Genomic DNA, 23,122 nt, shown 5'->3' on the forward strand with positions numbered 1-23,122 from the left:
GCATATCCAGAAATCAAATGCTGGAAAGTCGGTCATCCGCTCGCGTGTCGAGCATGTCTTTGCCGATCAGAAGTCACAGACGGGGCTGTTTGTCCGGACTGTCGGTATCAGCCGAGCCACCATGAGGATCGGGCTCGCCAATATCGTCTACAATATGCGCCGCTTCCTCTTCCTCGAAAGATTGAACGCGAGCGCATAGCCATCCAGCGGAGGACAACTCCCAATCTGCTCAAAACGCAGACCGGAGGCCATCGCAAAAACCGTCAATCAAATCGCCAAAACCCAGAAATTACCGGCCAAGCACATCAATCAGGGGTTCTTCGATCCCTCCAGATGGTCAATCTGTGTGAGCCCACGATCGTCTTCCAAGATCACATCATGAAGGCAGGATGTGCCTAACTCATTGATGCTTCGGATAATGTTCATTTCTCCCCGTAAGCCCGCATAATCGGTATTTCCGTTACGCCGTCGCCGTCTTGTTACCGAGGATTTGTGTTTTGGATTGACGCAGACCCTTAGGACAGTAACGCCGATCAAAGTCAGTGCAGCACCGGATATTTGAAGAATGTTGTCCATAGTTACATCCCCAGTGCGCGCTTATAGATTTGTAAAAGAGTTTCCAGTTCCTCCACCTCAGCGGGTTCTTGTTTTCGAATGCGGATAATCTGACGAATTACTTTAACATCGAAGCCAGCCGACTTCGCCTCAGAGAAAATATCCTTGATGTCTCCGGAAAGAGCTTTCCTTTCTTCCTCCAATCTTTCGACGCGCTCAATGATTGACCGCAGCCGGTCGGCTGCGATTCCTCCAACCGCGTGATCCTCCCGGGCGTCCTGATCGTCATGCAACATTTTTGCCGTCCTCTGGCTGTCCAGCCAGATGTTGCTGAACCAACATGCGACCTCGTACAGCACTAATGAACAGAGGCAGATGCTTTGATCTGATCGGCTAATCCGTAGAGCGAACGATCGAGAGCAAGCTCACCCTTAGAATGGCGGGTAATCATGGCTCGCAGCAGGCCTCCTGCCGATTTTACCAGGCCCTTTGCATGTCGTGCGGCGATAACACACACCGCCACGGCGGCCTCGTACGGTCCCAGAACCGAGATCGCCTGCTTCCAAGCGTGAGTTGAGACACCGAGCGAGTTGCACAGAAGAGCTACAGCATCGAGTATTTCACGTTCGTTGGGACGATCTGTCTGACAAATGTCCCGAAGTGCGGGAACTAGCTGCAGAAGGAATGTGGGGGTGGCTCGGAAGCCCTTGAGCGCAGATTCAGTTGCCCGTCGTGGTTCGGAAGATCGACTACGTGTTGCTTCATGAGCCTTACCGGCGAAGCCGGTTCCGCCTACTGTAGCGTAAGCTATATGATCTGGTTTTGTAGTAGTATAGTGGGGGCGCTCGGGCGACCCCATGGGGTCACTTTCCACAGGATTGGCGGCTTGGATTGCAAATTCAAGCTCCTGTTGCAGCGTCGTTAACCGGGCAAGGATCGGCTCCAAAATCTCCGGGTTGCGATCCTCCCCGCGCAACTGGGTGAGGCGATTTGCTTCAAGAGCAACGCGCTTCGCATCGGTCATCGGCAGCCCGACTTCAAGACACGTTTCAGACAAAGCGTAGATACGACGTGCTAGAGCCATTACCTCCTTGTGAAGACGACGTCCTTCCCTCCTACGTTCTTCCTGAGCGGCCGCCGCATGGGCCAATTCGGGATAGCGCCTTGAGAGCGGCGAGAGATCGATTCCATAACCATATAAAGCCTTTCTACTACCCCGTGATCGCCTGAGGTAACGCTGGCCGTTCGGACTGTCCCTATGGATTATCCATCCAGCTTCCGCGAGCCCCCGCAAAAGCTCCTTCACACGGGTGCGTCCGAGATCGAATCTTTCCTGGATGTCGAGATTACGAGCTGTGCACAGCGGCTCCCCATCCTCATCAATCCAGTCTTCGAGGTCGGTCCAGCTCGAAAGATAAGCGAGCAGTTCCACCTGTTGGCATGTCAGTCCGACCGCTGACCTCGCCAAGCGGAGTACTCGTAAAATTTCCGGGCGAGCAACCCCGCTCATCGGCATCGCTTGTGCCTGCACTTGAGCAGCTCTAGCATCGCAGGCGTAATCCGCCGCAGCCCACCAGGAGGCTGATACGTCTCTGTAATCATTGTGTTTTTCTGTTCGCGACAAACGTGAGAATTGCCGCTTTCCTGCCTGGCGTCAGGACGCAAAAACCCATTGCAAGAAAAGCTTGCCTTTTTTGCGATTCTGTCGGAAGGTCGTGTCAACCACGATCATGACCTTCCAACAGGCTCGGCTTCGAGCTTTACGTCCTAAAGCCTCGCGAAAGCGGGGCTTTTGGCGTTTGGGGTAAGCTATTCGTTACGTCATTTCGAATCCTCCAAATCGGCCTGAGATTCGGCCATCTGTAACTTTCGGCCGACAGTGTAAAATTATCAAGTCAGGCTGAGACGATTCAGGCGTTGCCCACGGTTTCCGTGGGACATCTCCGGAGTGTGGGCGAATCATGCGACCAACAACTTCTGGGGCGAAAATTGAGTCCAAAGAGCTACATGATTCGCACACGCAACACTCTGAAACTATCCGCACACATTTTTTACGTTCCGTTAAGATTTATGTAGATTTGACGATGCGATTGTGATTCTTTGTTTTAACACTCATTTTCGACATACGCTCTCTGCGTAATTGTCATACGTCTGCAACAGTATAGTAGGGCGCATCTAGCAGTTCTGTATCACGCGTGACCGTTGTTTGTGCGCCTGTTTTCATTATTCGTTAAGGCTCAAGCTTCGCGGGGACCAAATGATACTCGACGAAATCAGGTTACGCTTCGCGCTCATTAAGGATGATTCGTCACAGAAGCTGTGCGCGCCTTTAGCTGATGCCGTTTTTTCGCTTGCGGCGCAGGTGGAACACCTGACGTCATCTCGATCGCTTCGTCTGTCAGATCACGACTCAATCGATGCGCTGCAAAGGGCAGCTGTTCTGTGCCGCGAACACGGACAGCAGCTCCTCAAAGCGCACCCAAACTCTAACCCATTGCGAATTCGTCTCACTCTCCTCAATGAGCTTGTGAGCCAAATGCGAACGGATGAGCTTGAAGGGGAATATGAAAATGTTCCGCAGGCTGCAGAACCAAACCACCCTCCTGGAGGCGCTCTGGAGGAGCCATTATTCCGTGTTCGGCGAGCCTAAGTTTTCCCGGTGAAGTCGCATGATTGGGACGTAAAGGACATTCATACTGTCCGGAGCCCGATATGCGACCTATTTACCTTTTTCCGTTCGCCCTTCTGGCGTGGTCACCAGCGCTCGCCCAGCAATGTGCGCAACCGCTTGCGATGGAATCTCCATCGGAGCCCAGGCTCCCGGGGCCATCGATGGACGGTCACGGCGACACTGATGCGATCGCTCATCTGGGAACGCGAGGCGCAACCGTCGAGATGCAGGCAAATCTGCACGGATTTGAAACCGGCATCGCTCACATGCGGGGAGGGGAGGTCCTCGTCTTCTTCGCACCCACAGATCACAAGGTCGTCCTTAGTGGCACGTTGATACCGGTGCCTTACGACACGCTCCGTCACTATGCGGACGGCCGTGCGCATGACCTGGTTCCCTCACATGGGATCAGGGGTATGTTCGTCCAGGCCGGAAATCGCTTTCAGGTCGTCTACGCCACTCCGGATGGTCAGGCAGCGGTAGCAGCCCGTATGTGGGATGCTACAGGAAAAGATCTCACGAAAACCCAGATCAAGGACATACCCGGGGCGGTCCCGACGATTACCGTCTCTTCGTCTTCCTCGGATACGCACTCGCAGTCTGGCCTGACCGACCTTTCGGGCGGTTCTCTGGGAGCCCCTTCGGCACCTGAAGTCCTCATGTTCATAGACCCACAATGTATCTATTCCATCAGGGCGATGCGCGCACTCCAACCCGCTATCAGTGCCGGCAAGCTCCGTCTGAAAGTGATTCCACTCGCGCTTCTCGACTATGAAGACCACGGTGCCAGCACGATCAATGCAAAGTCGATGCTGTCATTTCCGGAAGGCGAGATGGCGGAAGCATGGATCACTGGTCGGCTTGGGGAGAAGGCGAGTACCCCTTCTGCGGACAGCCCTCAGAAACTTGCCCGCAATGGCGAGATTGCCCGGCAGCTTGCGCTCGCCGGAACCCCGACTTTCATCTGGAGACACCGGAATGGTGAGACCGGGCGACTGGATGGCGTTCCACGTGATGTCGAAGCATTTGTCGGCTCGGTGGCACAATGAGTTCCCGGCCGGGTCCTGACCGCAAGCCGCGATTTTTCAGGAGAACGCGCCGACTTGCCCGACTTGTGGTTGGGGATCCACGCGATCTGATCGCCTGGCGCGATCTGAAACAGAACGCGTCGTTAATCGAAACTCTCTGGAAGGCGTTATTAGGAACGAAAGGCGCCATTCCGGACCTCCGCATTGCCGAGGGTGGGCGCATCGACATCGCCGCGACCGCTGCCGCGTATGGTGTGGAAGCCAGAGCCGTGACCATTTTCCTCGATCAGAGGCAGCAGCAAACATACGCTAGATCACTCTTCGCTGGTGCGCTCGATCTCGTTCTGGTCGTTGCGTGGCTCGTGGAGATGTCGTTGTCTCACTGGGGAGGAAACCAGCTTCTGGCTGCGCTCGAATTTGCGCCGTTCTGGCTTTTCCTCGCGCTTGTGACGTTTCAGAACGCATGGCTCAACTGGCAGGTTCGGGAACGTCACCTCGGCTCCGCAGGTCAGTTTCTGGCTACGGCGGACAATCTCTTTCCCCGCAAGCCCTAGACGGAACACTGCCAGCCTGGTGCTGGCGGCATTCCATTCAACAAGTTCTCAGAACGTACCCGGAGGAGCGTTAGCGTCTCCCCCCTGCGCTCCCGTTGCCCAGGACGCATGCTCATAGTCCTCACGGCCCTGGGTGGTCCGGGGATCGTCCGGCCGCACGATTGTGCCGGCACGATTATACGTGGGAGGAGTCCACACGGCCCGTGCCGACCCATAGGCCGCATTGGGATCATAACGTGCTTGTTTTGTACGGGGGGCCTTCGGACCGTGGACGTGTGCCGCCGAGGATACATTTCCAGCGCTGCACGCCGAAAGTCCAAGAGAGAAGGCGAGCGGAAGAAAGAAGGAATATTTCACGAATGGTCTCCTTTTCACAGGAGACCATGGTGCGGCAAAAACTTGCGACTACTCTTCCAATTTTCTCAATCTGGCTTCCATCGAAAGGTAACCCCAGATCCGCCGCTCCATTATGTCAGCTTTAGTCGCCAGTATTCTGTGATCGGCGCTTAATCGCTGATAATTGTCCTCTACCTGTGCGAGAGCACGAGCCAAGCGACTTTCGCGATCACTGGCTGCCTGAAGTTCAGCCCTGAGCTGCGTCTCCAGCGCTTCCGCGCGGCTGGCCCGTGTTTCCGCTGCACTGATCTTTGTTTTTTGAAAGTCGGCGTATTCTTGCCATTCGCCTACTTTTCTGTCCAGCTCTTCGGCGCGGGTATTGGCACGGCTGAGCAGCGTTCTCAGCCGCGCAATCAGACCTGCCTGTTCCTGCACCTGGTCTGCAAGTGACGGGGGCGTCCCATAAAGAGTCCTCTGGATCGCACGCCCGAGGCTGTCACTGTAGTCGCGCGACATCCGTCCCAGGATGAACCCGGTCGCGCCATTCGTTCCATTCCCACCGAACATCTCAGGCCCTCCCCGTGTCCTGGATCACGCAATCTTCTTCATTGTCGTATCTACCCCATTGTTGGGGCCATGCGGTATTGCTTTTTTACCGTCTTCGGTGTTGAGCGACTGCTGGATGGACATCAGGGTGCCCGCCATGCCGACGACTGCAGCATCCCGGCTGAACTGGTCGATGTCCACCCGGTCCACATCGCCAAAGCCGATCATGGCCGGCACCCGTTGCGGCAGGATCGAGATCATCCGGAATGAAATGAAGGCCAGCGTCACGTGAATCATCACGAACAGGCTGACCAGCACGATCATGCCGAGGAAATTTGTGACGATCCAGCCATTTGACAGAATCAGTCCGGCCGCGATCCCGAAACACATATGGATCAGCCATGACACTGAGTCGAAGATGAAATAACCGAGGAATAGCCCGAACAGCATCAGGACCGGGCGGAAGATGACATTGAACAGCAGGGCGTATCCCTGTTTCGCGTGCCCATGCAGACCTTCACCGTTCATGGTCATGTGCGCAAGCATCCACAGCGGGGCCGCTATCACCGATTCACACACCATGATGAACCAGCCTGCGACAGCAAACATCCACATGACAAAAGGGATCATCGGAATGACATAGGCGATGGTGAGACCCGGCATAAGCATGGCAAGACAACCACCGATAATCGGCGCTCCGAAGAAGTGCATCAGCGCGTGCCCGGCTCCTGCGGCAACGACACCGCCCGGATTTCCACTGAGCAGTGACATGATACCGATCCCAACGGTTCCGGCCGTCGAGGACAGGATCGACGCAGTTCCCATGGTGATCAGGGAAGTGGTGATCATCCAGTTACCAAGGGACATCAGATTGCCGAATGGATCGGTCCAGTAGCCATCTGTCCCGGACGGCTCCATGAACCCGGTGACGATCTGCAGGGCATAATCGTTCAGATGCAGCGCCCGAAACAACTGGTTGAGGACGCCCGCACCATCACCGCCCGGGATCGCCCCCGAATAGAGATCCGCGTTGCCACCGGGCGCGCTCATTCCGTCCTGCGTGGCGACCATGCTGTCGATGTTTTCCATGAACGTATCAGCGGACTGCACCAGGGGTGCGATGTCAGAGGCGAGATAAGTCCCGATCCCGGAATAGGACGGGGTGGTGATTGTGGGCGTCGCTGTCATGAGAGAAAGAGTCTGACCGTTCAGGCGGGCAAATTCGAGGTAGTAGGCTCCGGCCCCGGTCCAGCCAAGATTATCCATCTGATTGCTCGTGTTGACTGAATCGCCGTTTGTCGAAATGCCCCACTGATGGAGCGCAAGTGTCTGGTTGTTGACCGTGTCCTGGAGCTTCGACCGGAGCTGCGCTGCCTGTGTCGTCAGCCGCGAGGTGTAGTCGTTCGTGGCGTTGACGATGATGTTCATAAGCGGGGCGAGGGAAGACGTTTTCTTTGTCTCCCAGTAATTCTGCGCTACCTGCTCGACCTGGCTCCGAATGTCACCGAGCAGCACGGAATCAAGCACCTGCTTCTGCATACTCGCCTGATCGACTTCAAATCCAGCAAGATTAACGACGCCGGTATTGGGAGCCTGCAAACTGACAGCGCCGCAAACGGGCGTGCCGTCGCCGGTGCCAGCCACCATATCGTAGGAGTAATTGATGACGCCCATTTTGCCCCCAGTAACCGAGAGCACAGTCTGACCGGTGGGTGCCGGGATCAGGCTGCTGTTGTTGGCGGCGATGTTAAGGATCGCGCGACAGAATTCGTTCTTCACCAGCCCAGTGACGATCCCTTTCGTGCCTGGAATGAGTGGTTGTGCGATGACCTTGCCGTCCGGCCCGATCGCCTGTTTCGCTTTGTCATAAACGACTTTCGCCATACCAATGCCCCAGAGCGATCCCTGCACAACCACTGCCTGGGCGGCATTGAACCCGGTGGTCGGGAGTGGCCACATTAACACGGCAGCGACGCCAATCCGCACGATCGACATACTGGTCTGATTGTTGCCTAGAAGCTGTGAAGTCTCCGCACCGCGATGGATGTTCATAAAATAAATATAGCTGACCACGGCCATGGCGAAGGCCATGACGAACCCAGAAAACCACCCGATCATCGTGCCGATGACTGTGGCCTCGTTTCCAATACTCGGTGCCGACGTACTCTGACCAAATACCGGGAAGACGCTTCGGATGACCTGGGCCGCCCAGTCGTCCCCGGGATCGAGCAGATCCCAGGTGACGTTATAGCTGGTGCTGCCGGATGAATCCCCGGAACCGGTCGCGACGACGGTCTGCGCCATGGCGGGTAGGGTGGTGGCCGAGAGGCATAGAAGCGTCAGAAGTGCCAGCACATGGCGACGGAAAGGAATCATGGTTCGTCCTCGTGAGTCTGGAATTAAGGGGACGGGCTGTGTGACGGACCGGGACTCATTCGCTTCATGAAATCAGTGACGGCGGTGACGGCCTTCTGGACCATCACGCGAACTTTTTCGCTCATCTCTTCGAGCGCACTGGTGCCCTCTTTTTTCCCGGGCACTTCGGCGGCACTCTTGCCAATCTCGGCATCAATCTGATTGAAACGCTGCGTCACACTGCCTGGCATTCCCATGCGCTGCCCTGTTGCCTCGGCCGCTTCCCGTCCTTTTCCGTAAGCCTCCAGTTTCGAGCTGACGTTCTCCAGTTGCGTCGCGAAGGCATGATTGCTCTGCTTTTCGGTCTCGAACTGACTGTGGAGGTCAGCATACTTTCCACCGGCTTTCATTTCGGACAGCACGCCGGCCATACCGTTTGGATCGCTCTTGGCCGCGTCCGAGATCGAGGCCATGATGGAGGATGCGGGACGCTCTTTAATCTCCCGCAGCGCCTCCACTGCGTCCTTTCCCAGCCTTTCTGTCGCCTCCAGACTTTTTTCATCTCGTACGTTATGAAGGCGTGCGCTGAAATCGGCGGCTTTTTCCATCCAGGACGGACCAGGATTCGCGGGCTGGCTTTCGATCCGTGAACCGATCGCTTCCGCAAGCCTCGCAAATCCGCCACCTCTGATGACCCTGACTTCCTCGCGTTCCGAAGTTTCGGCCTTCTCGTCCTTTCGTTTAGGTTCCTCCTTCTCCTGAGCAGTATTCTTCTCGGACGTGGATCGGTTTTCAGGCGTATTTTTCTCCGGTCCAGCCGTCTTTGACCCGGTGTCCTGATGCGGGTCCGGCGCATGAGTCTGCTCGGGTTTATTGGTAGCTGATGGCTCCTGACCAGGCGGATTGCCGCCGCCTGGTGATGCTAAGCCACGTGTTGAATCCGGGTCGCCTGTGCCGTCGTGCGGCGCCTCGGCGCTATGTTTGGGCTCCATCTCCGATTTTGCGCCCGGCTCCGGAAAGACAGTTGCCTTCAGCTTGTCGATGGTGTGCGCGATGTCCGGGTGGTCCGGATCCTGACGCCCTTCCACCAGCTCGCTGGCAAGGCTTCGGATCGCATTGACTTCCGGCTGCTTGAGACGATGGGTCTCCTGCATCAGGGCGACCACGTTCGGCTCGTTCAGACCCGGATAATGAGCGGCACGTTCGGTCATCTCGGCACGTAGCGGGTTGTCTTTATCGACCGTTGGCCCGAGCAGGCGCTCCACATCCTGCACGGCATAGGCCACACGGGTGCGGAACTGCGGATCACTGTCAGCGCCCGGTTCATGTGATTCCTGACGCAACCGGTCATATGCAGCAGCCTGCCCAGATGCCTGCTTCTTGTACTCAGATTGCACGCGATCGAGGATTTTCAGAACATCTTCAATGTCGCCGGTCTTCTGCATGGTTTCAGACATGTTGGGGCCTTTACGGGTTGATGGTGGGGGAAGGCATCGGCGTTAGACCGTCCTTGAAGGCGGCCTCCTCTTCCTGTGCGACGCGGGTGGCCCCCACGGTCGCCAGATAGAGAGACACGCGGTAATTCTGCAGCGCGAGGTAATTGGACTGCGCCATCTCGGTGGCAACTTCGCGCATCACCGAGGCGGGGGGCATTTTCTGGAGAGATGCGTTCCAGATCACGCTGGAAACGCGACGGTTGACTTCGAGCGCCATGGCCTGCAGCCATGAAGCCTTGTCGAGAGGCGTCAGCCCTTCGGCCTTCATTTCGGCCTGCTGATCGCTCGTCAGGGTCACGGACGGGACGCCGAGCGAGGTGACGTAGCCGGTCACCCAACGGGCGAGTGACATGCGGCTGTTATAGGATCGGCGGCGGGTCGCCGCTTCGCGCCCGCGAATGCTGGAGAGCTGCTCGCCGCGCAGCGCTGCCGGCGCGATCGGCTGGATGAGCGTAGTCGCGTAGTCATTGGCCGCATCCACGGCACCGTCGGCCGAGAGTGTGTCAGCCCCAAAGAGGCTGGTGGCACGCTGATCTGCGTTCGGCAGTTTGGAGACGGAAGAACACAGGCCCTGCGCGACGTCATCCGAGGAACAGTACCGCCTCAGGTGTAGGGACATATTCGCATCCGTGCCCTGGGATTTGCCATAATAAGAGGGCGTCCCCTGCGCGGCCTCTCCTCTTGGATCGCTCACGGTCGCGATGGCGTAGACCGCTGAGCGGGCTGCTTTCGACGCCGCAACGGTGGACTGCTGAGCGTCAAGGCCCGCGCAGAACTCCGGATTCATCATATGCTCGTCTCGGATCTCCGTTTCCTGCTGACGACGCAGAAAGCCGGCCATGGCTGTATTCTGGGCGTCCATAAGTTGGGACTGCGCTCCGACCTGAGCCTTTGCGTAATTCGCCGTCTGGGTGAACCCTTTTGTCAGAAGCGAGGCGACAGAGTCGGGGTTCGTAAGGCTGGTCAGATTCGAATCTATGCTATTTGTAAGATTCTTCGTCATCGTGTTCAGCGCACTACCCGTGAAGCTTTGCAGCGCCTTGATCGCGGCGACCACAGCCGCCTCACTGATCAGCGCGTGCGCGGGTTTCGGCGCGATCGCCAGAACACATACGCAGGTTCCGGCGGCGATGGCCGCTGTTTGCAGCTTGCGCATCAGAACACTCCGTCCACGACGTTGTTCAGGCTGTAACCCGACGGAAGCTGGGGAGAGCCATTGATATAAAGATCAGTCGTCCCGCTCGATGTTCCGGCGTTGACGTTAGCTAGGGTGGGACCGCCACCGCCGAAACTCAGGCTGGGACACATCAACCCGCTGCTCGACCCGAACCCCAGACCTAAATTGACGCCTGACAGGCTGAGCCCGCATTGGGTCGAACCCATGGCGTTGCTCCACGCAGACTGCGCAGCCTGACAGATCTGACCACCGATCTGCCCTTCGACCGCCTCCAGGAGCGCGGCCGGATCGAGGCCATTGGTGATGAGGTTCAGTCCGGTGCCGCTGAAGAAACTGCTGAGGCAGGACAGTCCGTTGACGCTGTCCGGCTGCTTTTCGTAAGCATTGTTGGCCTGCACCCGCTCATTCACTGCAGTCGCGGCCGCCTGGGTCAGCGCGGCGCAGCCGGCGCTTCCCGTCGAAGTCGTGGAATCGGTAGTTCCGGTCGTAGCTGTCTGGGCACCTGCTGGCACCGAAACAAGCATCGCTGCTGTGAGGACCACCGAATACAATGAGCAGGAGACTGACCGAATCATGCGGCCTCCTGACGTCTCTCCGGACGGGTGATCGCTTCCAGCAGCGAAATGCGTTCCGGAGTAAGCATACGCTGGAGAGCCTGACGGCGGTTCTCGGCAATCACGCCGTGACCGAACGGGCTATCGGGAGAAAGAAGATCCCGTCTGCCACGAAGACGCGGGATAAGCGGCTCCAGGCATCGGACAAGATCCGGCCATTCGTGGGGTGCTACTGACGACAACGTGGCGTGCCACGCTGCCAGTGCCGCTGGATTCCGATCCACTCGGGCCACAGCCTCGTCACCACCGATGCACCGCCACAGATCGGCAAGTGCATCCAGAGTAAGCGCGACATTTGGCATTGGAGAGTGCACCCCTGTTTTCGGGGCAGGCTGTGGTGTTCGCATGAGACCTTCCTCGGCTGATTACGAAGGAAGGTGCGCTCGCATCATGCGACCAGTCAGCGAATTCGACGGCGGATCGTAACTTTGTTGCGGCCCACATCAATGACATCCCCGGCCTGAGCTACCGACGATGCCAGCACCTTGTTCCATTCCCGGCCGCCCTGCCAGTCAACCGGGGCCTCGGTATCGATGTCAGGAGCAAACGTCACGGTGACCCCACGAGGAACGATCTGGCGAACGGCGAAGTGCAGAGGAACCTGTCTGCCGTAACCGGTCGCTCGCCGGAAATGGGATGCCATTGGTCTGCCCTCACCCTCTCGACCTCTGCTTTCGTCCGGTAACGGTCTCTCTGATACGACCGCGTTCCTACCCGTGGGCACAGATAACGGCGCCGGTGCCTGAACAACCTGAAAAGCAGCTGGCACGATAAAGCCGTTGTTAAGAGCGGCGACCATCATCGCGGCATGGAAAATGGGCATGGATCTCGTCTCCTCATGTGACATGGGAAAGCGAGCAGGTACTCTTGCGACCTGAAAGAAATAAATGCGCGGTACGCTGCATACCTCTTTCAGACTTTGTTACAGATGGCGCACGCAGTATCGTGTTTCCTGCAAAGGAGCTCTCCTTTGAAGCTTAACCTGCTCAGAAAGTGAACGAAAATGTTGAATGGAAGCGAAAAGATGCAGGTCGATGCGCTATTTGAGGGCGGTCGCTTTTATGAGATAGTAAGCGAGAAACTCGAAAAGCACCGCGAAAGCTTGCACTGGTCACAGTCACATCTGGCAAAGCTGGCCAGAATGCACATTTCGATAATCCGCGCCCTTGAAACGGGCCGAGCATTCTCTCTCGACACGCTTTCTACGGTGTTGAGGATCTACCAGCTTGACCCGAGGTCAGTACTTCCGGAACAACCCGGTGAAGTGCAGGACATATCAAACTATCCCGATAGCAAGTCACTTCTTAAGTTGTCCAAGGCGATTAAATCTTCAGAATATGGTAGGTCTGTATTTCAACTAAAAAGCTTCATCAATACCATAGAAGAAACAATCAAACTGGCGCCTCTTCCGATGAAAAATGCGGAAGAACATTATAGGCGAGGTGCTGTTTATGAGCCAAAAACTCGATCAGATATTCTTGAGTCTTTCGGCCGCAGGGTGCGTATCTATCGAACGCTCAGAGGCTTCACCGCAAACCAGACTGCCCAAAAATCCCATACGTCGCTTACAAGTTACTCTCTTTTAGAGTCCGGGCACCGTAATCCGAGCATGGAAACCGTGTATAAAGTGTCCGAGGGGTTAGCAATTTCTGTGTTTGCGCTGATTCCTGGCACTCACGACGACCAGAACACCATGCGATTACTCGATGTTGCGGCATGGGCCGTGGAAGCTCAGACACATCTCTACGCGCTTGATGATCTTGAATTCGTCTTCAATAGCCTGCGGGATGCCCTTGGCACGTCAGCATCCAGCTAAACCCAATGTGTTGCTGCAGACATGAAAAGCGGGATCTTGATTCCTCTTATCTGCAATCCCCTTAACATCTTGAACTAGCTCAAAAAGGCGATAGCGCAGCCTTCGTCAAATGACGCGCGCTATCGCCTTGCCCTCATGCTGTGCGCATTTACCAACGTCATACCCATGAAACGGCCCGATGACGGCGACGTCGTACCGAGAACTTTCTTTCTTGACTTCGCTTCCGTCTTAAAGGAATGTTCTTCTCATAATACGGATATTAGTCTTGTAAAGACGAGAGCGTGGGGCTGGTCGTATGCGGAATGCATCCTTTGGTCAGGTTTTCAGAAGAGGCGCGTTCGTCTGGCTTCAAGCCTACACGACGAACGATACTATCCGTTCGATATATGCGATCCTTTGCGATATTACACTGGTTGCCACGATGCTGTCTCTGGCCATCCAGGACGTCGAGGAGGCGCTCGCTGAGTGGGAAGACTGTCCGCCGCCAGTGACCTACGAAACTCCGGATCGGCGAGGTGCATGGTCTCGTAATGAGTTGTTTATTCTCGGACAACGGTGGATGTCGGGGGACAGCGCGTCTGAAATCTCACGTTTACTCAACCGTTCGTCTGGCAGTGTTTCGTCAAAGAGACGCCATCTCGGCCTCCCAGCCCGCATCCGGATTTCTAAAGTGCAGGGAGCAAAGATCCAGGCTGAAAAGCGCGACGCGATCCCGGCCGACCCAAGAGTGGTCCTGACGTGGGAGGAGGCGTCACTCCTCACACCGGAGGAACGGCGTGGACGGACATGGTACGTCAGGCATAGTCTCAACCGCTTGAAACTGACCGCGCACAAAGGCGGTTATAAAGTCCGCTGGCATGAAGCAGCGAATATAGAAATCGCCTACCGTCATTTCGCATTCCAAAGTCCGGCTGAAATAGCGCGAGACTTCCTGATCTCAGAAAGTGCCCTGAAGTCACAGAGCAGCTGGGAGCAGCTCCCTCCTCGCAGGGGCGAAAAGACGCCTTGGTTCATTTCCGCCAAAGCGGAACATTATATCACCGAACATGACTACATTCGCCGGGAATGTCTGTGCAAGGCTGGGTGCTTCTTCTGGACGACCCGAAAGGGCGGCGACCGGGTGAGCCGACGGTATCGACGGAGTGTCGCCGCCATCCACGGTATTGCCGCATAAGAACCAAAAATCTCGAAAAAAACAGCGCTGGTCGCAAGATAAGGTCGGAAGCTGCTCTCACCATTGATAGCACATGAGGGCAGAGAGATGTTTTCCGGTAATTCCACGCCCCCTTTAAAGGGAGGCGGATCATGAAGCTGTTTAGTTCAGCTGTGACAAGGCGGCTCACCGACCCCGACTTTCAGGGCATCGTGGTGGATCGGTCACTGATGCTCAACGTCGCGCTGGCTGCGGTCGTGGTTGCTTTCACAGCCCATGATGCCTATGTCCGCGCGCACCCGCCAAAGCCGCTATATTTTTTCGTAGATGGCCAGAACGCGCCGCGTCCGGCCGTGGCGCTGACAAGTCCGGTGCTCGGCCAGGACCAGCTCCTTGGCTGGGCGGTCAAATGGGCCATAGCACCGTACAATATCAATTATAGAGATTTTCCAACTCAGATGAACACGGCTGGGGCGCACTACACTCTCAACGGATGGAATACCTTTGCAAAGTCATTTATTACACAAGGGAATCTTGCGAAATTAAGAGAAGCGAAATTACTCTGCTACGCTCAGCCAACCCGGGCTGCCACTGTCCGCGCCGAAACGGTCGTGCAGGGGCATTCGCGCTATGTGGTGCAGTTCCCTTTCATCCAGACCTGTGAAAACGTCAATCAGCAAAATACGCAGATGCTGATGGCAACTGTCACGATTGATCGTGTCGAAGATCTCGATCACCCCGAAGGGCTGGCGATCGAGCAGCTTGTCGTCTCCTCGGGGAGGGAAGGATGACAATGAAACTCCATCGCTTGCTTCCGGTCGCCCTGCTTCTGCTTCCACCACTCGCATCAGCCCAGGAGGGTCCGCAAGCCGGCCCCGTGCCGGCAGCCGCCGCCCCGGACCCGGCGCACGAGGCGGAAGACGACGCGGAACACGACGCCATTCCATTCACGCCCGAGGAAATTCTACGCCTCGGCAAGCGGCTGAAGGCCGTCAGCCGTGCGAAAGAACAGGTCAGCACTGAATTTGCGACACCGAATGCCCGTCCGGCGATCCGTGTGTCCTTTGCCCCCGGCCAGCAAACAAGTCTGATCTTTACCACCAAAGGATACCCGACCGCGCTGTCTTTCGTAGATAACACCGGCCAGCCCTGGCCAGTCGCGTGGAACACGTCCGGCAATTCAGCCAACCCGGACGGGAGCACGAACTGCGCATCTGGAAAGGGGGCTACATCCGGAAATCCCGCTGTAGAAACAACGGGGTTCTACACATGCGTCCCGTTCAAAGGGTCCAATACAATCAATATCGAGCCGATTTCGCTCCAGCCGAGGGGCGGACTTCTCGTCACCCTGCAGGGGGCGCCGAAGCCTGTTTCCTTTCTGCTGATCGCAGGACGCGGATCCTACGATGACAACCTCACAGTCCGGATTTCTGAGGCCGGACCAAATGCGAAGGAACCAGTGGACACGCGTCCAGGAGCACCCGCAACCGGTGAGCCCTACATGAACGCGATGCTGAGTGGCGTTCCGCCGGCATCGGCGGTGCCACTTGCTGTTGAAGGCATTTCTCCCGACGACGTGCGGGCCTGGCGGATCGGCAATGAAGTCTATCTGCGGACCCGACTTCTGCTTATGACACCCTCCTCAGACAGCATGGAACATGGTGAAGGTGGTTATACCCTCTACGCCTTTCATGAATCTCCAGTGGTCCTTCTCTCCGATGCCGGACGAACAATCTCCGCTCATATCAGGGACGCACAGTGATGAAGCTCAAATTCAGACAAGTCTTCAGCCAGGCGTCTCGCGGTGGAAACCGCCGTCTGTTCGCCATAATCGGGGGTGTAGCCACCCTGCTCGGAATTACGCTGTTCGTTTCGTCCATCCATCACAAGGAACTTCCGCGCTCGGATCCCGGCAGGCCACCGGCAGCCAATCCTCTGCCAGGTGGTCTGAATTCAAACCCACGGCAGCAGGCGCTGCGTGAGGATCAGATCCGGGATGAGGCAAAGCACGCGCAGACATCCGGGCAATCCTATTCGCCGGATATAGCGCCGGGCACCCCGACCCATCCCTCGCATCAGCCTCCTCAGCTTGCCGTAGCTCAGGAGGTTGGCTCGGGAGATGAAGCCGACCCGGCCATGGCGAAGCTCGCAGCGCCCCCCGCTCCCCACGCGCCTTACGTGGTACCGAGCGTGCCTGTCGTGCCCGTGCAGACCGATCCGGGCTTCCGGGCGGCAGTTCCACGTGATCCGCAGCAGCAGAAAGATGCCTTTGCGCGATACAGGCGCGCAATCATGGACCTGTCCGGGCGTCTTAACGGACGCCTCCCGGTCACCGATGTCATGTATGAGCAGGCGGAAATGACGGGCACCCGGAAAAAGGAGGTTGCGGCTGCCCCGGCGCCGTCCTCGGCTGCAACCGCCAATTCACTGCGCACCTCGCCCCGCGTCCTTGTTCCCGCCGGTCGCGGCATCTTTGCTCATACGGTTTCGGCGACAAACAGTGATCTCGGCGGTGAAATCATTCTGGAAGCGGATTCCGGACCGCTCGCCGGTGACAGGATGAAAGCCTCGGTCCGGCGCGCGGGCGGACACCTGAACAGGCTTGTCGTTCATGTCGAACAGGTCTTCCACAAGGCAGAGCCAAAACCCATTGACGTCGACGGCGTGGTGGTTGCACCTGATACGATGGAAGCTGCGGTCGCATCCAGCGTCGATCAGCTTTATCTTGAACGGTTTGTTCTGCCTGCTGCGGCTGCGTTTGTGCAGGGGCTCGGGCAGGCTATCGAGATGACATCAAACACCACCGGTTCGATCGGGGCGCTGGGTAATGTCAATTACGTGCAGTCACTCAATTTTCCGCAACAGATTGGTGTGGCGGCCGGTGCTGCGGCCTCACAGGTGAACAGCGCTCTGACACAACAGATGCCGACCCAGCCCCGCGTCAATCTCGCAGCGCAGGTCAGCGTCGGGGTGATCTTCATGTCACCTGTTATCGGGACGAAGTAATTTTTGCACGCTGGTCGCATGATGTCGGTGAATTCTCTGTCCTCTCCATCAGAAGGCAAGATTCACCATGACATCAGCCGCCATCGCTCCGACGCCCCGGGATCCGTTCAGCGCGGACAGGGGTATCGGCCCGCTCCCTTTCCGCAAACTCGGCACAGCCCCCGATCCGGACTCTTCATCTGAGCCTGAGGAGGCTGGCGAAATCCGGCCCGACGTTGAACCGGGCGCCGCAGAAACAGCGGAAAAAGCCCCTTCCTCTGCGCGCGTTATCGCCCGTCTCACGGCGCTTCCTTGCCGCAAGCAGCTCATGATAGGGGGTTCTACGGCCGTCACGGGCCTGCTCGCCGTATTTCTGTTTATCAGCCTCTCAGGGCGATCAACGCCTCCCGTCGGGCAGGAGGTTGGTGTTACGCCCGCTTCCGTTCCGCCAGCTCAGATAACGGCCCAGCCGATGAGCAAGCCGCCCCTCGTGACGCCGCAGCCTGTCCAGACCGCTCAGATCGCACAGCCGCAGGCTGAGAGCGATGATCTCAAGGCGATGCTTGCGATGAAAACGCCGCCGCATCCGGTGGTCAGAGCGCCCGATGCAGCACCGACACCGCCAGCGGCAAGCGCTTCCACACAAAAGCCTGACGCGACACCTGTGAGAAGCACTCCGGCCGAAGACGCGGTTCATAAGGCGGCACGCCTGCAGGCGGCTCCCATGACGCCTGATGATCAGGTGCAGGTGCTTCAGCTCGTAACGGAAGAAGCCGCCCTTGTGCAGCGGACCCGCAGCGAGATCGAGACCCTGCGGCAGGATCTCGATCGCCTGCGTATTTCGGACACGGCGAAGTCCGCAGATCTGAATCGCCGCATGTCTCTGCTCGAAGCGAAGAAGGCGGTCGCGGATGCCGAGGCCCCTCCCTCGGACGGGCTGGCGGCGACGCGGGCCGCAGCGGAGAAGGCGCGGGCTGCTCTTGAAGCCGCGCTTGCTGAGCCGCATTCGGCAGCGACACCGGCTAAATCTGTGACGCCTGCGCCATCGAACGTTCGGGAGACACCCCTGCCGCCGCCAGCGACATGGATACCGCGCTATCGGATCCTCGCCGCATCGCCCCAGCTTGCCATGGTGCAGGATGACGGGGCACCGGCGGGACAGGCTTCGCAGGCCGAGGTCCAGATCGGCACGGATTTGCGGGGTTATGGCCGCGTCCGCGCCATTGCTCAGCGCGGGACGATTTGGGTGATCCAGGCTGAACACGGAACAATCCAGTAAGGACAAAGCGCCGTGCAAGGTCTGGTCAATCTCGTCAATGATCTCGCGCTCGGCATGGCCTGGCTTCTGCCAATGGCCTGTTACATTGCGGCGTGGATTTCCTTTCTCACAGGAGCCTGGGGCCTTTGGCAGCAACGCCAGCCCCAGAACCCATTCGTCGGCAAGCCCTGGGTGCCGTGGCTCGGCATTGTTCTCTCCGGTGTTTTTGCCGCTTTTGACCGGATCCTCACCAAATCGAGCACTTCGACCGGCCTCGGTACTCAGGTCGCGCTTGGGTCGTCCGTCACCGGTTACACGGACGCAACGGCTGGCAGCGTGATTTCCGGCACCGGACCGCAGGATGCCATTCTGTCAATCGTCAGTGATTTTGCACTGTTTTTTGAAATGTTCGGTGCCTGGGCTGCATTCATGGCAGTTGTCGCGTGGAATGCCTCGGCTACCGGAAAAACAAATCGCTCGAAGCTGAGTTGCCTGCTTCAGTTTATCTTCGGCGTGATTCTGCTCAATCCCGTCAAGGAAGCGACATGGATCCTCAGTCACTGGACAACGTCGAGCTGAAATCACTCTTTTTTTGAAAAAAGCGTTCGAAGTCGCATGTTGGGGCCGGACAAATGCTCCTGAGGGACATGATCCCTCTCTCAATGGAGCCCTGAACATGAACCTCTCTCACGTCAACAAGATGGTGCCGGCGCGGGTGTCGCGTCCGGCACTCGCGCGCAACGGATATGGCCCGCGTGCCCTCGCCGCACTGGGCGCACTCTCTGCCCCGCTTCTCCTCGCCGGTCATGCCTTTGCCCAGACTGCAACGGGCAGCACGAACGGCATCGGCGCGCAGGTGCAGGCAACAGCCCAGGAAGGCCTCACGGCGGGCGGGTTTGTCGCCGCAGCCGCGATGTATATTGCTGCCTTCATCTGCTTCATCGCTGGTGTCTGGGCGGCATGGCAGAGCCGCAACGAACAGAACCGCAGCCCGGGGAAGGTCGGCATGGCTATTGCAGGCATCGTGCTGTGCGGCCTTTTCGCAACCGGTCCGCAGTGGATCAATAAGGCGGCCAACACGGCGTCGGGTGGTGCAGCGACCGTCGGCACCGAGGCGAAGGCCTATACGTTCACATCCGGCAGCGGCGGCTAAGGAACGGACTGAAATGGCCCGATCCACCTCATCTTTCCGGATGCTGCCGCGCCCCTGGGATCCGTCAGCGCTTCATTCCGGAGAGACGAAGACGGGTCATTTCACCTGTGGCTGCTGCGGCCTTGCCACAGCCGGCCGCAGTTTTTTCTGGAACAACGACAGGCGCGGCTCCGGCCGCGTCTGCGCTGTCTGCGACATCCTGCAAAACCTGACACGCCCGGCAATCGAGCGCGAAGCCGTGCTCGTGTGGTGGCCCGAATTCCCACAGACGCGGATCATGACTCTGACCCGCTGCGCACATCAGACGCTCATCGGAGCACTCGGAGACGATGGAGCCAGTCGAGACACTGCATGGCATCGCATCATCGATGCGATTGCTGCTGGCGCAGATGCCGGCATGATCCCGATGCGCTGCCAGCCCTCTGTTTCTGTCCTGCGCGCACTTCACGCGCGAAGCGGTGAAGCGCGGCGGCGCCTCGAAACGACCTCTCCCCGGCAACTCGCGACGGCTCTGCTGATGGCGAACCGCTCTGAACCGCAGACGGAAGCCAGCATCGCAGGCCTTCTGGAGGGTCTGCGAATCCTTCCTCTCGGCCGTCTTTATGATGGTGCAACCGACATTTATCCGGCGCTGCTCCGGGAATGGACCGGCGCAGTTCCCTCACACTCCACTTTATAACAGGACGATATTGATGGGCGGCATCCTTTCCGGTCTGCTGGCGAGCATCAGCCTCGGGCTGCGCCAGCCCCTGACGTCATTCTGCGACGTCGAGAGCACACATGGAGATCATCTTGTCACGAAACGTGGCGAGTATGTCTCGGTACTTCGCATAAACGGCCTGCGCCGGATGTGTACCCGCCAGGAAGTGGAGGCTCTGGCTGAACAGCAGCGTATCGAGCTGCAGGGACTCCTGGAAGAGCGCGGTCATGCCATCGTCGGCTGGTATATCTCTGATCCCGAGAGATCAGGCATCGAGATCGATCGCCTCAGTCTTGACGGCTGCCGTTCCATCGCCCGTCAGATCGGTGCCGACCTCACGGATGTCATCGGGGAAAGACGACGTCGCTGGCCGAATGTCATGCGCTGGGAAGCCACGTATTACGTCTTGTGGACGCGGCCCAGCGTTCTGACGCGGGAGGACCGCAAACAGGTCGCCGAGGAGCGCAAAGCCCTCGCCGCCCAGTTCCCGCGTGTCGGAGACAGCCAGCGCTTCGCTGTGCGATCAGACATCATGGCCGCCCGGCACGAGTCATTTATCTCGCGTGTGCAGACAACGATGCAGGGTTTTGATATTTCCTGCGAATTCCTCAATCCGCATCATGCTCTTCAGGTTGCGCGCGAGGCGATCTACCGGGAAACGGCCGGCTCCGCATGGAAGCCGACCCTGCTGGGAGACCGGGTCATGCCACGTCTTCCGGACGATCTGGACGATCCGAAGCCTCATCCACAAGGCCTGCTCTGGCCCGCCATCCGGGACCAGATTTTCAACGCCGATGCGGAAACGAAAGGCGGCCAGCTCGTCACGGTCGGTGATTACACGTACGCCCCGGTCGATATGGCAATTGGCCCCGAAGATCCACGACCCTTTGCGGAATTGTCCAGCGTGCTCGGGCGTAAACGGCTGCCCTGGCGAAGCGCCATGATTCTTGAGGGAGGAGGTCGCGCAGCGTTCGGGTTCAAGGAGGCTGGCGCAGGGTTTCTGGCAATGTTCCCCGGAAACGGCGACATCCGCCGCGCCTTCGCGACGCTCAAGCACGAGCGCCAGAAAAACAACCACAATTCCGTACGAATGAGGATGACGGCCACAACGTGGGCGCCAATCGGGGAAGACGCGAAACTGCGCCGGCAGGCTTCGGATCTCGCTCAGGCAATCGACGCATGGGGCAACAGCAAGACGACGCGCATCTCCGGCGATCCGCTGGAGGCTGCCATGGGGTCTGTGCCAGCACTCTCTCTCGGTTCGACCGCAACCTCATCACTTGCTCTGGTCGGTGATGCGTTTGCCATGATGCCCTGGGCACGCAGTGCGTCACCGTGGCAGAGAGGCTCCATTCTTTTCCGTAAGCCCGATGGTTCAATCTGGCCTTATGATCCGACCGGGGGAGGCCTGCGCCCATCCGTTGTGGACATCATCGTGGCACCGCCTGGCGGCGGTAAGTCCGTTCTCGCCAATACCATTCTGCTCGGACTGATCCTCAGCAGTGCCGCAATCAGCAGCCACGGTACGAAGCTCCCATTCATCGGCAAGCTCGACATCGGCCCATCCTCGCGCGGGCTCATCGAGATGCTCCGGAATGCCCTCGGTCCAGCCCGCCAGCACGAAGCCGTCTACGTCAAGATGCAGGCGATTCCGGGGTTTGAGGTCAACGTCTTCGATACGCAGGTCGGGCTGGAATATCCCCTGCCGCTTGAGCGCGTTTTTCTGCAGAATTTTATCTCGCTTCTCGCCACGCCCCTGGAAGGCAAGCCGTGGGAGGGCATGGATCATCTGGTGGAGGACGTGGTTGATGAGGCCTATCGGCTTTGCACCGGCGTCCAGGGGGGGGCGCCGAAGATTTATAGTCCGGGGATAGAACCTGAGGTTGATGCGGCAATCACGTCACTTGGAATCAGCTTGCCGCACCATGCCGGTGAGGACGATCCGACCTGGTGGCGCGATGTCGTCAGTGCCCTTATCGACCTGAAGGAGTATCGTCTCGCTGGCTTCGCCCAACGTCACGCGGTCCCCATCCTGCAGGATCTTCTGATGGCGGCCCGCAGTCCCGAAATCGAGAAGAGGTATTCTAAAATCACGCTGGAGACCGGTGAAAGCCTGATCGATACGTTCGACCGTTACATCATGAACGTGATCAAGAATTTTCCAATGCTCGCGTCGCCCACAAAGCTTGATATGGGCAACGCGCGCGTGATCGTTCTCGATCTCGCCGAGGTGGCACCCTCGGGTTCGCCGGGAGCGAACCGACAGACGGCCCTGATGTACATGCTTGGCCGCCAGATTCTGGCCCGGAATTTCTTCCTCCATCCCGATTACGCGGATGACCCGAATATGCCTGCGTCCATGCGGGACTATCACCTGGCGCGCTTCACCGAAATGGAGGGATCGAAGAACCCTTGATTGATGTGCTTGGCCGGTAATTTCTGGGTTTTGGCGATTTGATTGACGGTTTTTGCGATGGCGTCCAGTCTGCGTTTTGAGCAGATTGGGAGTTGTCTCTCGCTGGATGGCTATGGGCTCGCGTTCAATCTTTCGAGGAAGAGGAGGCGGCGCATATTGTAGACGATATTGGCGAGCCCGATCCTCATGGTGGCTCGACTGATACCGACAGTCCGGACAAACAGCCCCGTCTGTGACTTCTGATCGGCAAAGACATGCTCGACACGCGAGCGGATGACCGACTTTCCAGCATTTGATTTCTGGATATGC

Annotated in this window: 23 protein-coding genes and 2 pseudogenes; 14 read left to right on the forward strand and 11 right to left on the reverse strand. The window is 58.0% G+C overall.

The features are described from left to right. Positions 1–199, forward strand: a pseudogene (locus GOB90_RS16630) (IS5/IS1182 family transposase); the annotation flags it as partial. 379 nt (positions 200–578) lie between these two features. Here the strand turns inward: GOB90_RS16630 and GOB90_RS16635 are convergent. After that, on the reverse strand, positions 579–851 hold the full coding sequence (locus GOB90_RS16635) for a DUF2312 domain-containing protein (RefSeq protein WP_146891942.1): 273 nt from the start codon (positions 849–851) through the stop codon (positions 579–581). 62 nt (positions 852–913) lie between these two features. After that, positions 914–2,071, reverse strand: coding sequence for a plasmid replication protein RepC (gene repC / locus GOB90_RS19585; protein ID WP_306309449.1), 1,158 nt, complete (start codon positions 2,069–2,071; stop codon positions 914–916). 741 nt (positions 2,072–2,812) lie between these two features. Between repC and GOB90_RS19000 the strand changes: the two genes are divergently transcribed. From GOB90_RS19000 to GOB90_RS16650, 3 genes are all read left to right on the forward strand, one after another. After that, on the forward strand, positions 2,813–3,205 hold the full coding sequence (locus GOB90_RS19000; protein ID WP_183187353.1) for a hypothetical protein: 393 nt from the start codon (positions 2,813–2,815) through the stop codon (positions 3,203–3,205). Positions 3,206–3,267: 62 nt separating this feature from the next. Beyond that, positions 3,268–4,275, forward strand: a complete 1,008-nt coding sequence (locus GOB90_RS16645; RefSeq protein ID WP_173572165.1) for a thioredoxin domain-containing protein — start codon at positions 3,268–3,270, stop codon at positions 4,273–4,275. Between the two features lie 65 nt (positions 4,276–4,340). After that, positions 4,341–4,808 carry a hypothetical protein gene (locus GOB90_RS16650; protein ID WP_338077573.1) on the forward strand — a complete coding sequence of 156 codons (468 nt, stop codon included), beginning with the start codon at positions 4,341–4,343 and terminating at the stop codon, positions 4,806–4,808. Between the two features lie 48 nt (positions 4,809–4,856). On the opposite strand, the gene GOB90_RS16655 is transcribed toward GOB90_RS16650, so the two are convergent. From GOB90_RS16655 to GOB90_RS16690, 8 genes are all read right to left on the reverse strand, one after another. Further along, positions 4,857–5,165, reverse strand: a complete 309-nt coding sequence (locus GOB90_RS16655; RefSeq protein ID WP_146891948.1) for a hypothetical protein — start codon at positions 5,163–5,165, stop codon at positions 4,857–4,859. Between the two features lie 48 nt (positions 5,166–5,213). Further along, complete coding sequence (locus GOB90_RS16660) at positions 5,214–5,711, reverse strand: hypothetical protein (RefSeq protein WP_146891951.1); 498 nt, start codon at positions 5,709–5,711, stop codon at positions 5,214–5,216. Between the two features lie 24 nt (positions 5,712–5,735). Next, positions 5,736–8,066: a DotA/TraY family protein gene (locus GOB90_RS16665; RefSeq protein ID WP_242012117.1), complete on the reverse strand. Its 2,331-nt coding sequence runs from the start codon at positions 8,064–8,066 to the stop codon at positions 5,736–5,738. A 23-nt stretch (positions 8,067–8,089) separates the two neighbouring features. Then, entirely contained in the window at positions 8,090–9,502 is a 1,413-nt protein-coding gene (locus GOB90_RS16670; RefSeq protein WP_146891954.1) for a hypothetical protein, read from the reverse strand. 10 nt (positions 9,503–9,512) lie between these two features. Then, a complete protein-coding gene (locus tag GOB90_RS16675) occupies positions 9,513–10,697 on the reverse strand; it encodes a hypothetical protein (protein ID WP_146891957.1) in 1,185 nt (394 codons plus the stop codon). Further along, a complete protein-coding gene (locus GOB90_RS16680; protein ID WP_373322112.1) occupies positions 10,697–11,242 on the reverse strand; it encodes a hypothetical protein in 546 nt (181 codons plus the stop codon). The genes GOB90_RS16675 and GOB90_RS16680 overlap by 1 nt, the downstream gene beginning before the upstream one ends. Before the next feature lie 47 nt (positions 11,243–11,289). Continuing rightward, positions 11,290–11,634 carry a hypothetical protein gene (locus GOB90_RS16685; RefSeq protein WP_146891998.1) on the reverse strand — a complete coding sequence of 115 codons (345 nt, stop codon included), beginning with the start codon at positions 11,632–11,634 and terminating at the stop codon, positions 11,290–11,292. Between the two features lie 98 nt (positions 11,635–11,732). After that, positions 11,733–11,975 carry a hypothetical protein gene (locus GOB90_RS16690; RefSeq protein WP_146891963.1) on the reverse strand — a complete coding sequence of 81 codons (243 nt, stop codon included), beginning with the start codon at positions 11,973–11,975 and terminating at the stop codon, positions 11,733–11,735. Between the two features lie 381 nt (positions 11,976–12,356). Here GOB90_RS16690 and GOB90_RS16695 point away from each other — a divergent pair, with 381 nt between their 5' ends. From GOB90_RS16695 to GOB90_RS16740, 10 genes are all read left to right on the forward strand, one after another. Beyond that, positions 12,357–13,148 (forward strand): helix-turn-helix domain-containing protein, encoded by a 792-nt coding sequence (locus GOB90_RS16695; protein ID WP_173572166.1) that lies wholly within the window; start codon positions 12,357–12,359, stop codon positions 13,146–13,148. A gap of 295 nt (positions 13,149–13,443) precedes the next feature. After that, on the forward strand, positions 13,444–14,322 hold the full coding sequence (locus tag GOB90_RS16700; protein WP_146891969.1) for a hypothetical protein: 879 nt from the start codon (positions 13,444–13,446) through the stop codon (positions 14,320–14,322). Positions 14,323–14,453: 131 nt separating this feature from the next. After that, positions 14,454–15,092: a DotI/IcmL/TraM family protein gene (locus tag GOB90_RS16705; RefSeq protein WP_146891973.1), complete on the forward strand. Its 639-nt coding sequence runs from the start codon at positions 14,454–14,456 to the stop codon at positions 15,090–15,092. Between the two features lie 2 nt (positions 15,093–15,094). Further along, complete coding sequence (locus GOB90_RS16710) at positions 15,095–16,063, forward strand: DotH/IcmK family type IV secretion protein (protein WP_373865570.1); 969 nt, start codon at positions 15,095–15,097, stop codon at positions 16,061–16,063. Further along, a complete protein-coding gene (locus GOB90_RS16715; RefSeq protein ID WP_146891979.1) occupies positions 16,063–17,307 on the forward strand; it encodes a DotG/IcmE/VirB10 family protein in 1,245 nt (414 codons plus the stop codon). The genes GOB90_RS16710 and GOB90_RS16715 overlap by 1 nt, the downstream gene beginning before the upstream one ends. 67 nt (positions 17,308–17,374) lie before the next feature. Then, entirely contained in the window at positions 17,375–18,565 is a 1,191-nt protein-coding gene (locus tag GOB90_RS16720; protein WP_242012118.1) for a hypothetical protein, read from the forward strand. A gap of 12 nt (positions 18,566–18,577) precedes the next feature. Then, entirely contained in the window at positions 18,578–19,123 is a 546-nt protein-coding gene (locus GOB90_RS16725) for a hypothetical protein (protein WP_146891983.1), read from the forward strand. A gap of 97 nt (positions 19,124–19,220) precedes the next feature. Continuing rightward, a complete protein-coding gene (locus tag GOB90_RS16730; RefSeq protein ID WP_146891986.1) occupies positions 19,221–19,697 on the forward strand; it encodes a hypothetical protein in 477 nt (158 codons plus the stop codon). A gap of 13 nt (positions 19,698–19,710) precedes the next feature. Then, positions 19,711–20,376: a hypothetical protein gene (locus GOB90_RS16735; RefSeq protein ID WP_146891989.1), complete on the forward strand. Its 666-nt coding sequence runs from the start codon at positions 19,711–19,713 to the stop codon at positions 20,374–20,376. A 13-nt stretch (positions 20,377–20,389) separates the two neighbouring features. Next, positions 20,390–22,813 carry an ATP-binding protein gene (locus GOB90_RS16740; RefSeq protein WP_242012119.1) on the forward strand — a complete coding sequence of 808 codons (2,424 nt, stop codon included), beginning with the start codon at positions 20,390–20,392 and terminating at the stop codon, positions 22,811–22,813. 110 nt (positions 22,814–22,923) lie between these two features. On the opposite strand, the pseudogene GOB90_RS16745 reads toward GOB90_RS16740, so the two are convergent. Then, positions 22,924–23,122, reverse strand: a pseudogene (locus GOB90_RS16745) (IS5/IS1182 family transposase); the annotation flags it as partial.

Source organism: Acetobacter oeni (assembly GCF_011516825.1).
In the GTDB taxonomy this organism is placed as follows: Bacteria; Pseudomonadota; Alphaproteobacteria; order Acetobacterales; family Acetobacteraceae; genus Acetobacter; species Acetobacter oeni.

Bases quoted from the DNA above. Each gene is read 5' to 3' on its own strand.
- GOB90_RS16635 (WP_146891942.1), bottom strand. From the start codon at position 851: ATGTTGCATGACGATCAGGACGCCCGGGAGGATCACGCGGTTGGAGGA.
- repC (WP_306309449.1), bottom strand. From the start codon at position 2,071: ATGCCGATGAGCGGGGTTGCTCGCCCGGAAATTTTACGAGTACTCCGC.
- GOB90_RS19000 (WP_183187353.1), top strand. From the start codon at position 2,813: ATGATACTCGACGAAATCAGGTTACGCTTCGCGCTCATTAAGGATGAT.
- GOB90_RS16645 (WP_173572165.1), top strand. From the start codon at position 3,268: ATGCGACCTATTTACCTTTTTCCGTTCGCCCTTCTGGCGTGGTCACCA.
- GOB90_RS16660 (WP_146891951.1), bottom strand. From the start codon at position 5,711: ATGTTCGGTGGGAATGGAACGAATGGCGCGACCGGGTTCATCCTGGGA.
- GOB90_RS16665 (WP_242012117.1), bottom strand. From the start codon at position 8,066: ATGATTCCTTTCCGTCGCCATGTGCTGGCACTTCTGACGCTTCTATGC.
- GOB90_RS16670 (WP_146891954.1), bottom strand. From the start codon at position 9,502: ATGTCTGAAACCATGCAGAAGACCGGCGACATTGAAGATGTTCTGAAA.
- GOB90_RS16675 (WP_146891957.1), bottom strand. From the start codon at position 10,697: ATGCGCAAGCTGCAAACAGCGGCCATCGCCGCCGGAACCTGCGTATGT.
- GOB90_RS16680 (WP_373322112.1), bottom strand. From the start codon at position 11,242: ATGCTTGTTTCGGTGCCAGCAGGTGCCCAGACAGCTACGACCGGAACT.
- GOB90_RS16685 (WP_146891998.1), bottom strand. From the start codon at position 11,634: ATGCCAAATGTCGCGCTTACTCTGGATGCACTTGCCGATCTGTGGCGG.
- GOB90_RS16690 (WP_146891963.1), bottom strand. From the start codon at position 11,975: ATGGCATCCCATTTCCGGCGAGCGACCGGTTACGGCAGACAGGTTCCT.
- GOB90_RS16695 (WP_173572166.1), top strand. From the start codon at position 12,357: ATGCAGGTCGATGCGCTATTTGAGGGCGGTCGCTTTTATGAGATAGTA.
- GOB90_RS16700 (WP_146891969.1), top strand. From the start codon at position 13,444: ATGCGGAATGCATCCTTTGGTCAGGTTTTCAGAAGAGGCGCGTTCGTC.
- GOB90_RS16705 (WP_146891973.1), top strand. From the start codon at position 14,454: ATGAAGCTGTTTAGTTCAGCTGTGACAAGGCGGCTCACCGACCCCGAC.
- GOB90_RS16710 (WP_373865570.1), top strand. From the start codon at position 15,095: ATGAAACTCCATCGCTTGCTTCCGGTCGCCCTGCTTCTGCTTCCACCA.
- GOB90_RS16715 (WP_146891979.1), top strand. From the start codon at position 16,063: ATGAAGCTCAAATTCAGACAAGTCTTCAGCCAGGCGTCTCGCGGTGGA.
- GOB90_RS16720 (WP_242012118.1), top strand. From the start codon at position 17,375: ATGACATCAGCCGCCATCGCTCCGACGCCCCGGGATCCGTTCAGCGCG.
- GOB90_RS16730 (WP_146891986.1), top strand. From the start codon at position 19,221: ATGAACCTCTCTCACGTCAACAAGATGGTGCCGGCGCGGGTGTCGCGT.
- GOB90_RS16735 (WP_146891989.1), top strand. From the start codon at position 19,711: ATGGCCCGATCCACCTCATCTTTCCGGATGCTGCCGCGCCCCTGGGAT.
- GOB90_RS16740 (WP_242012119.1), top strand. From the start codon at position 20,390: ATGGGCGGCATCCTTTCCGGTCTGCTGGCGAGCATCAGCCTCGGGCTG.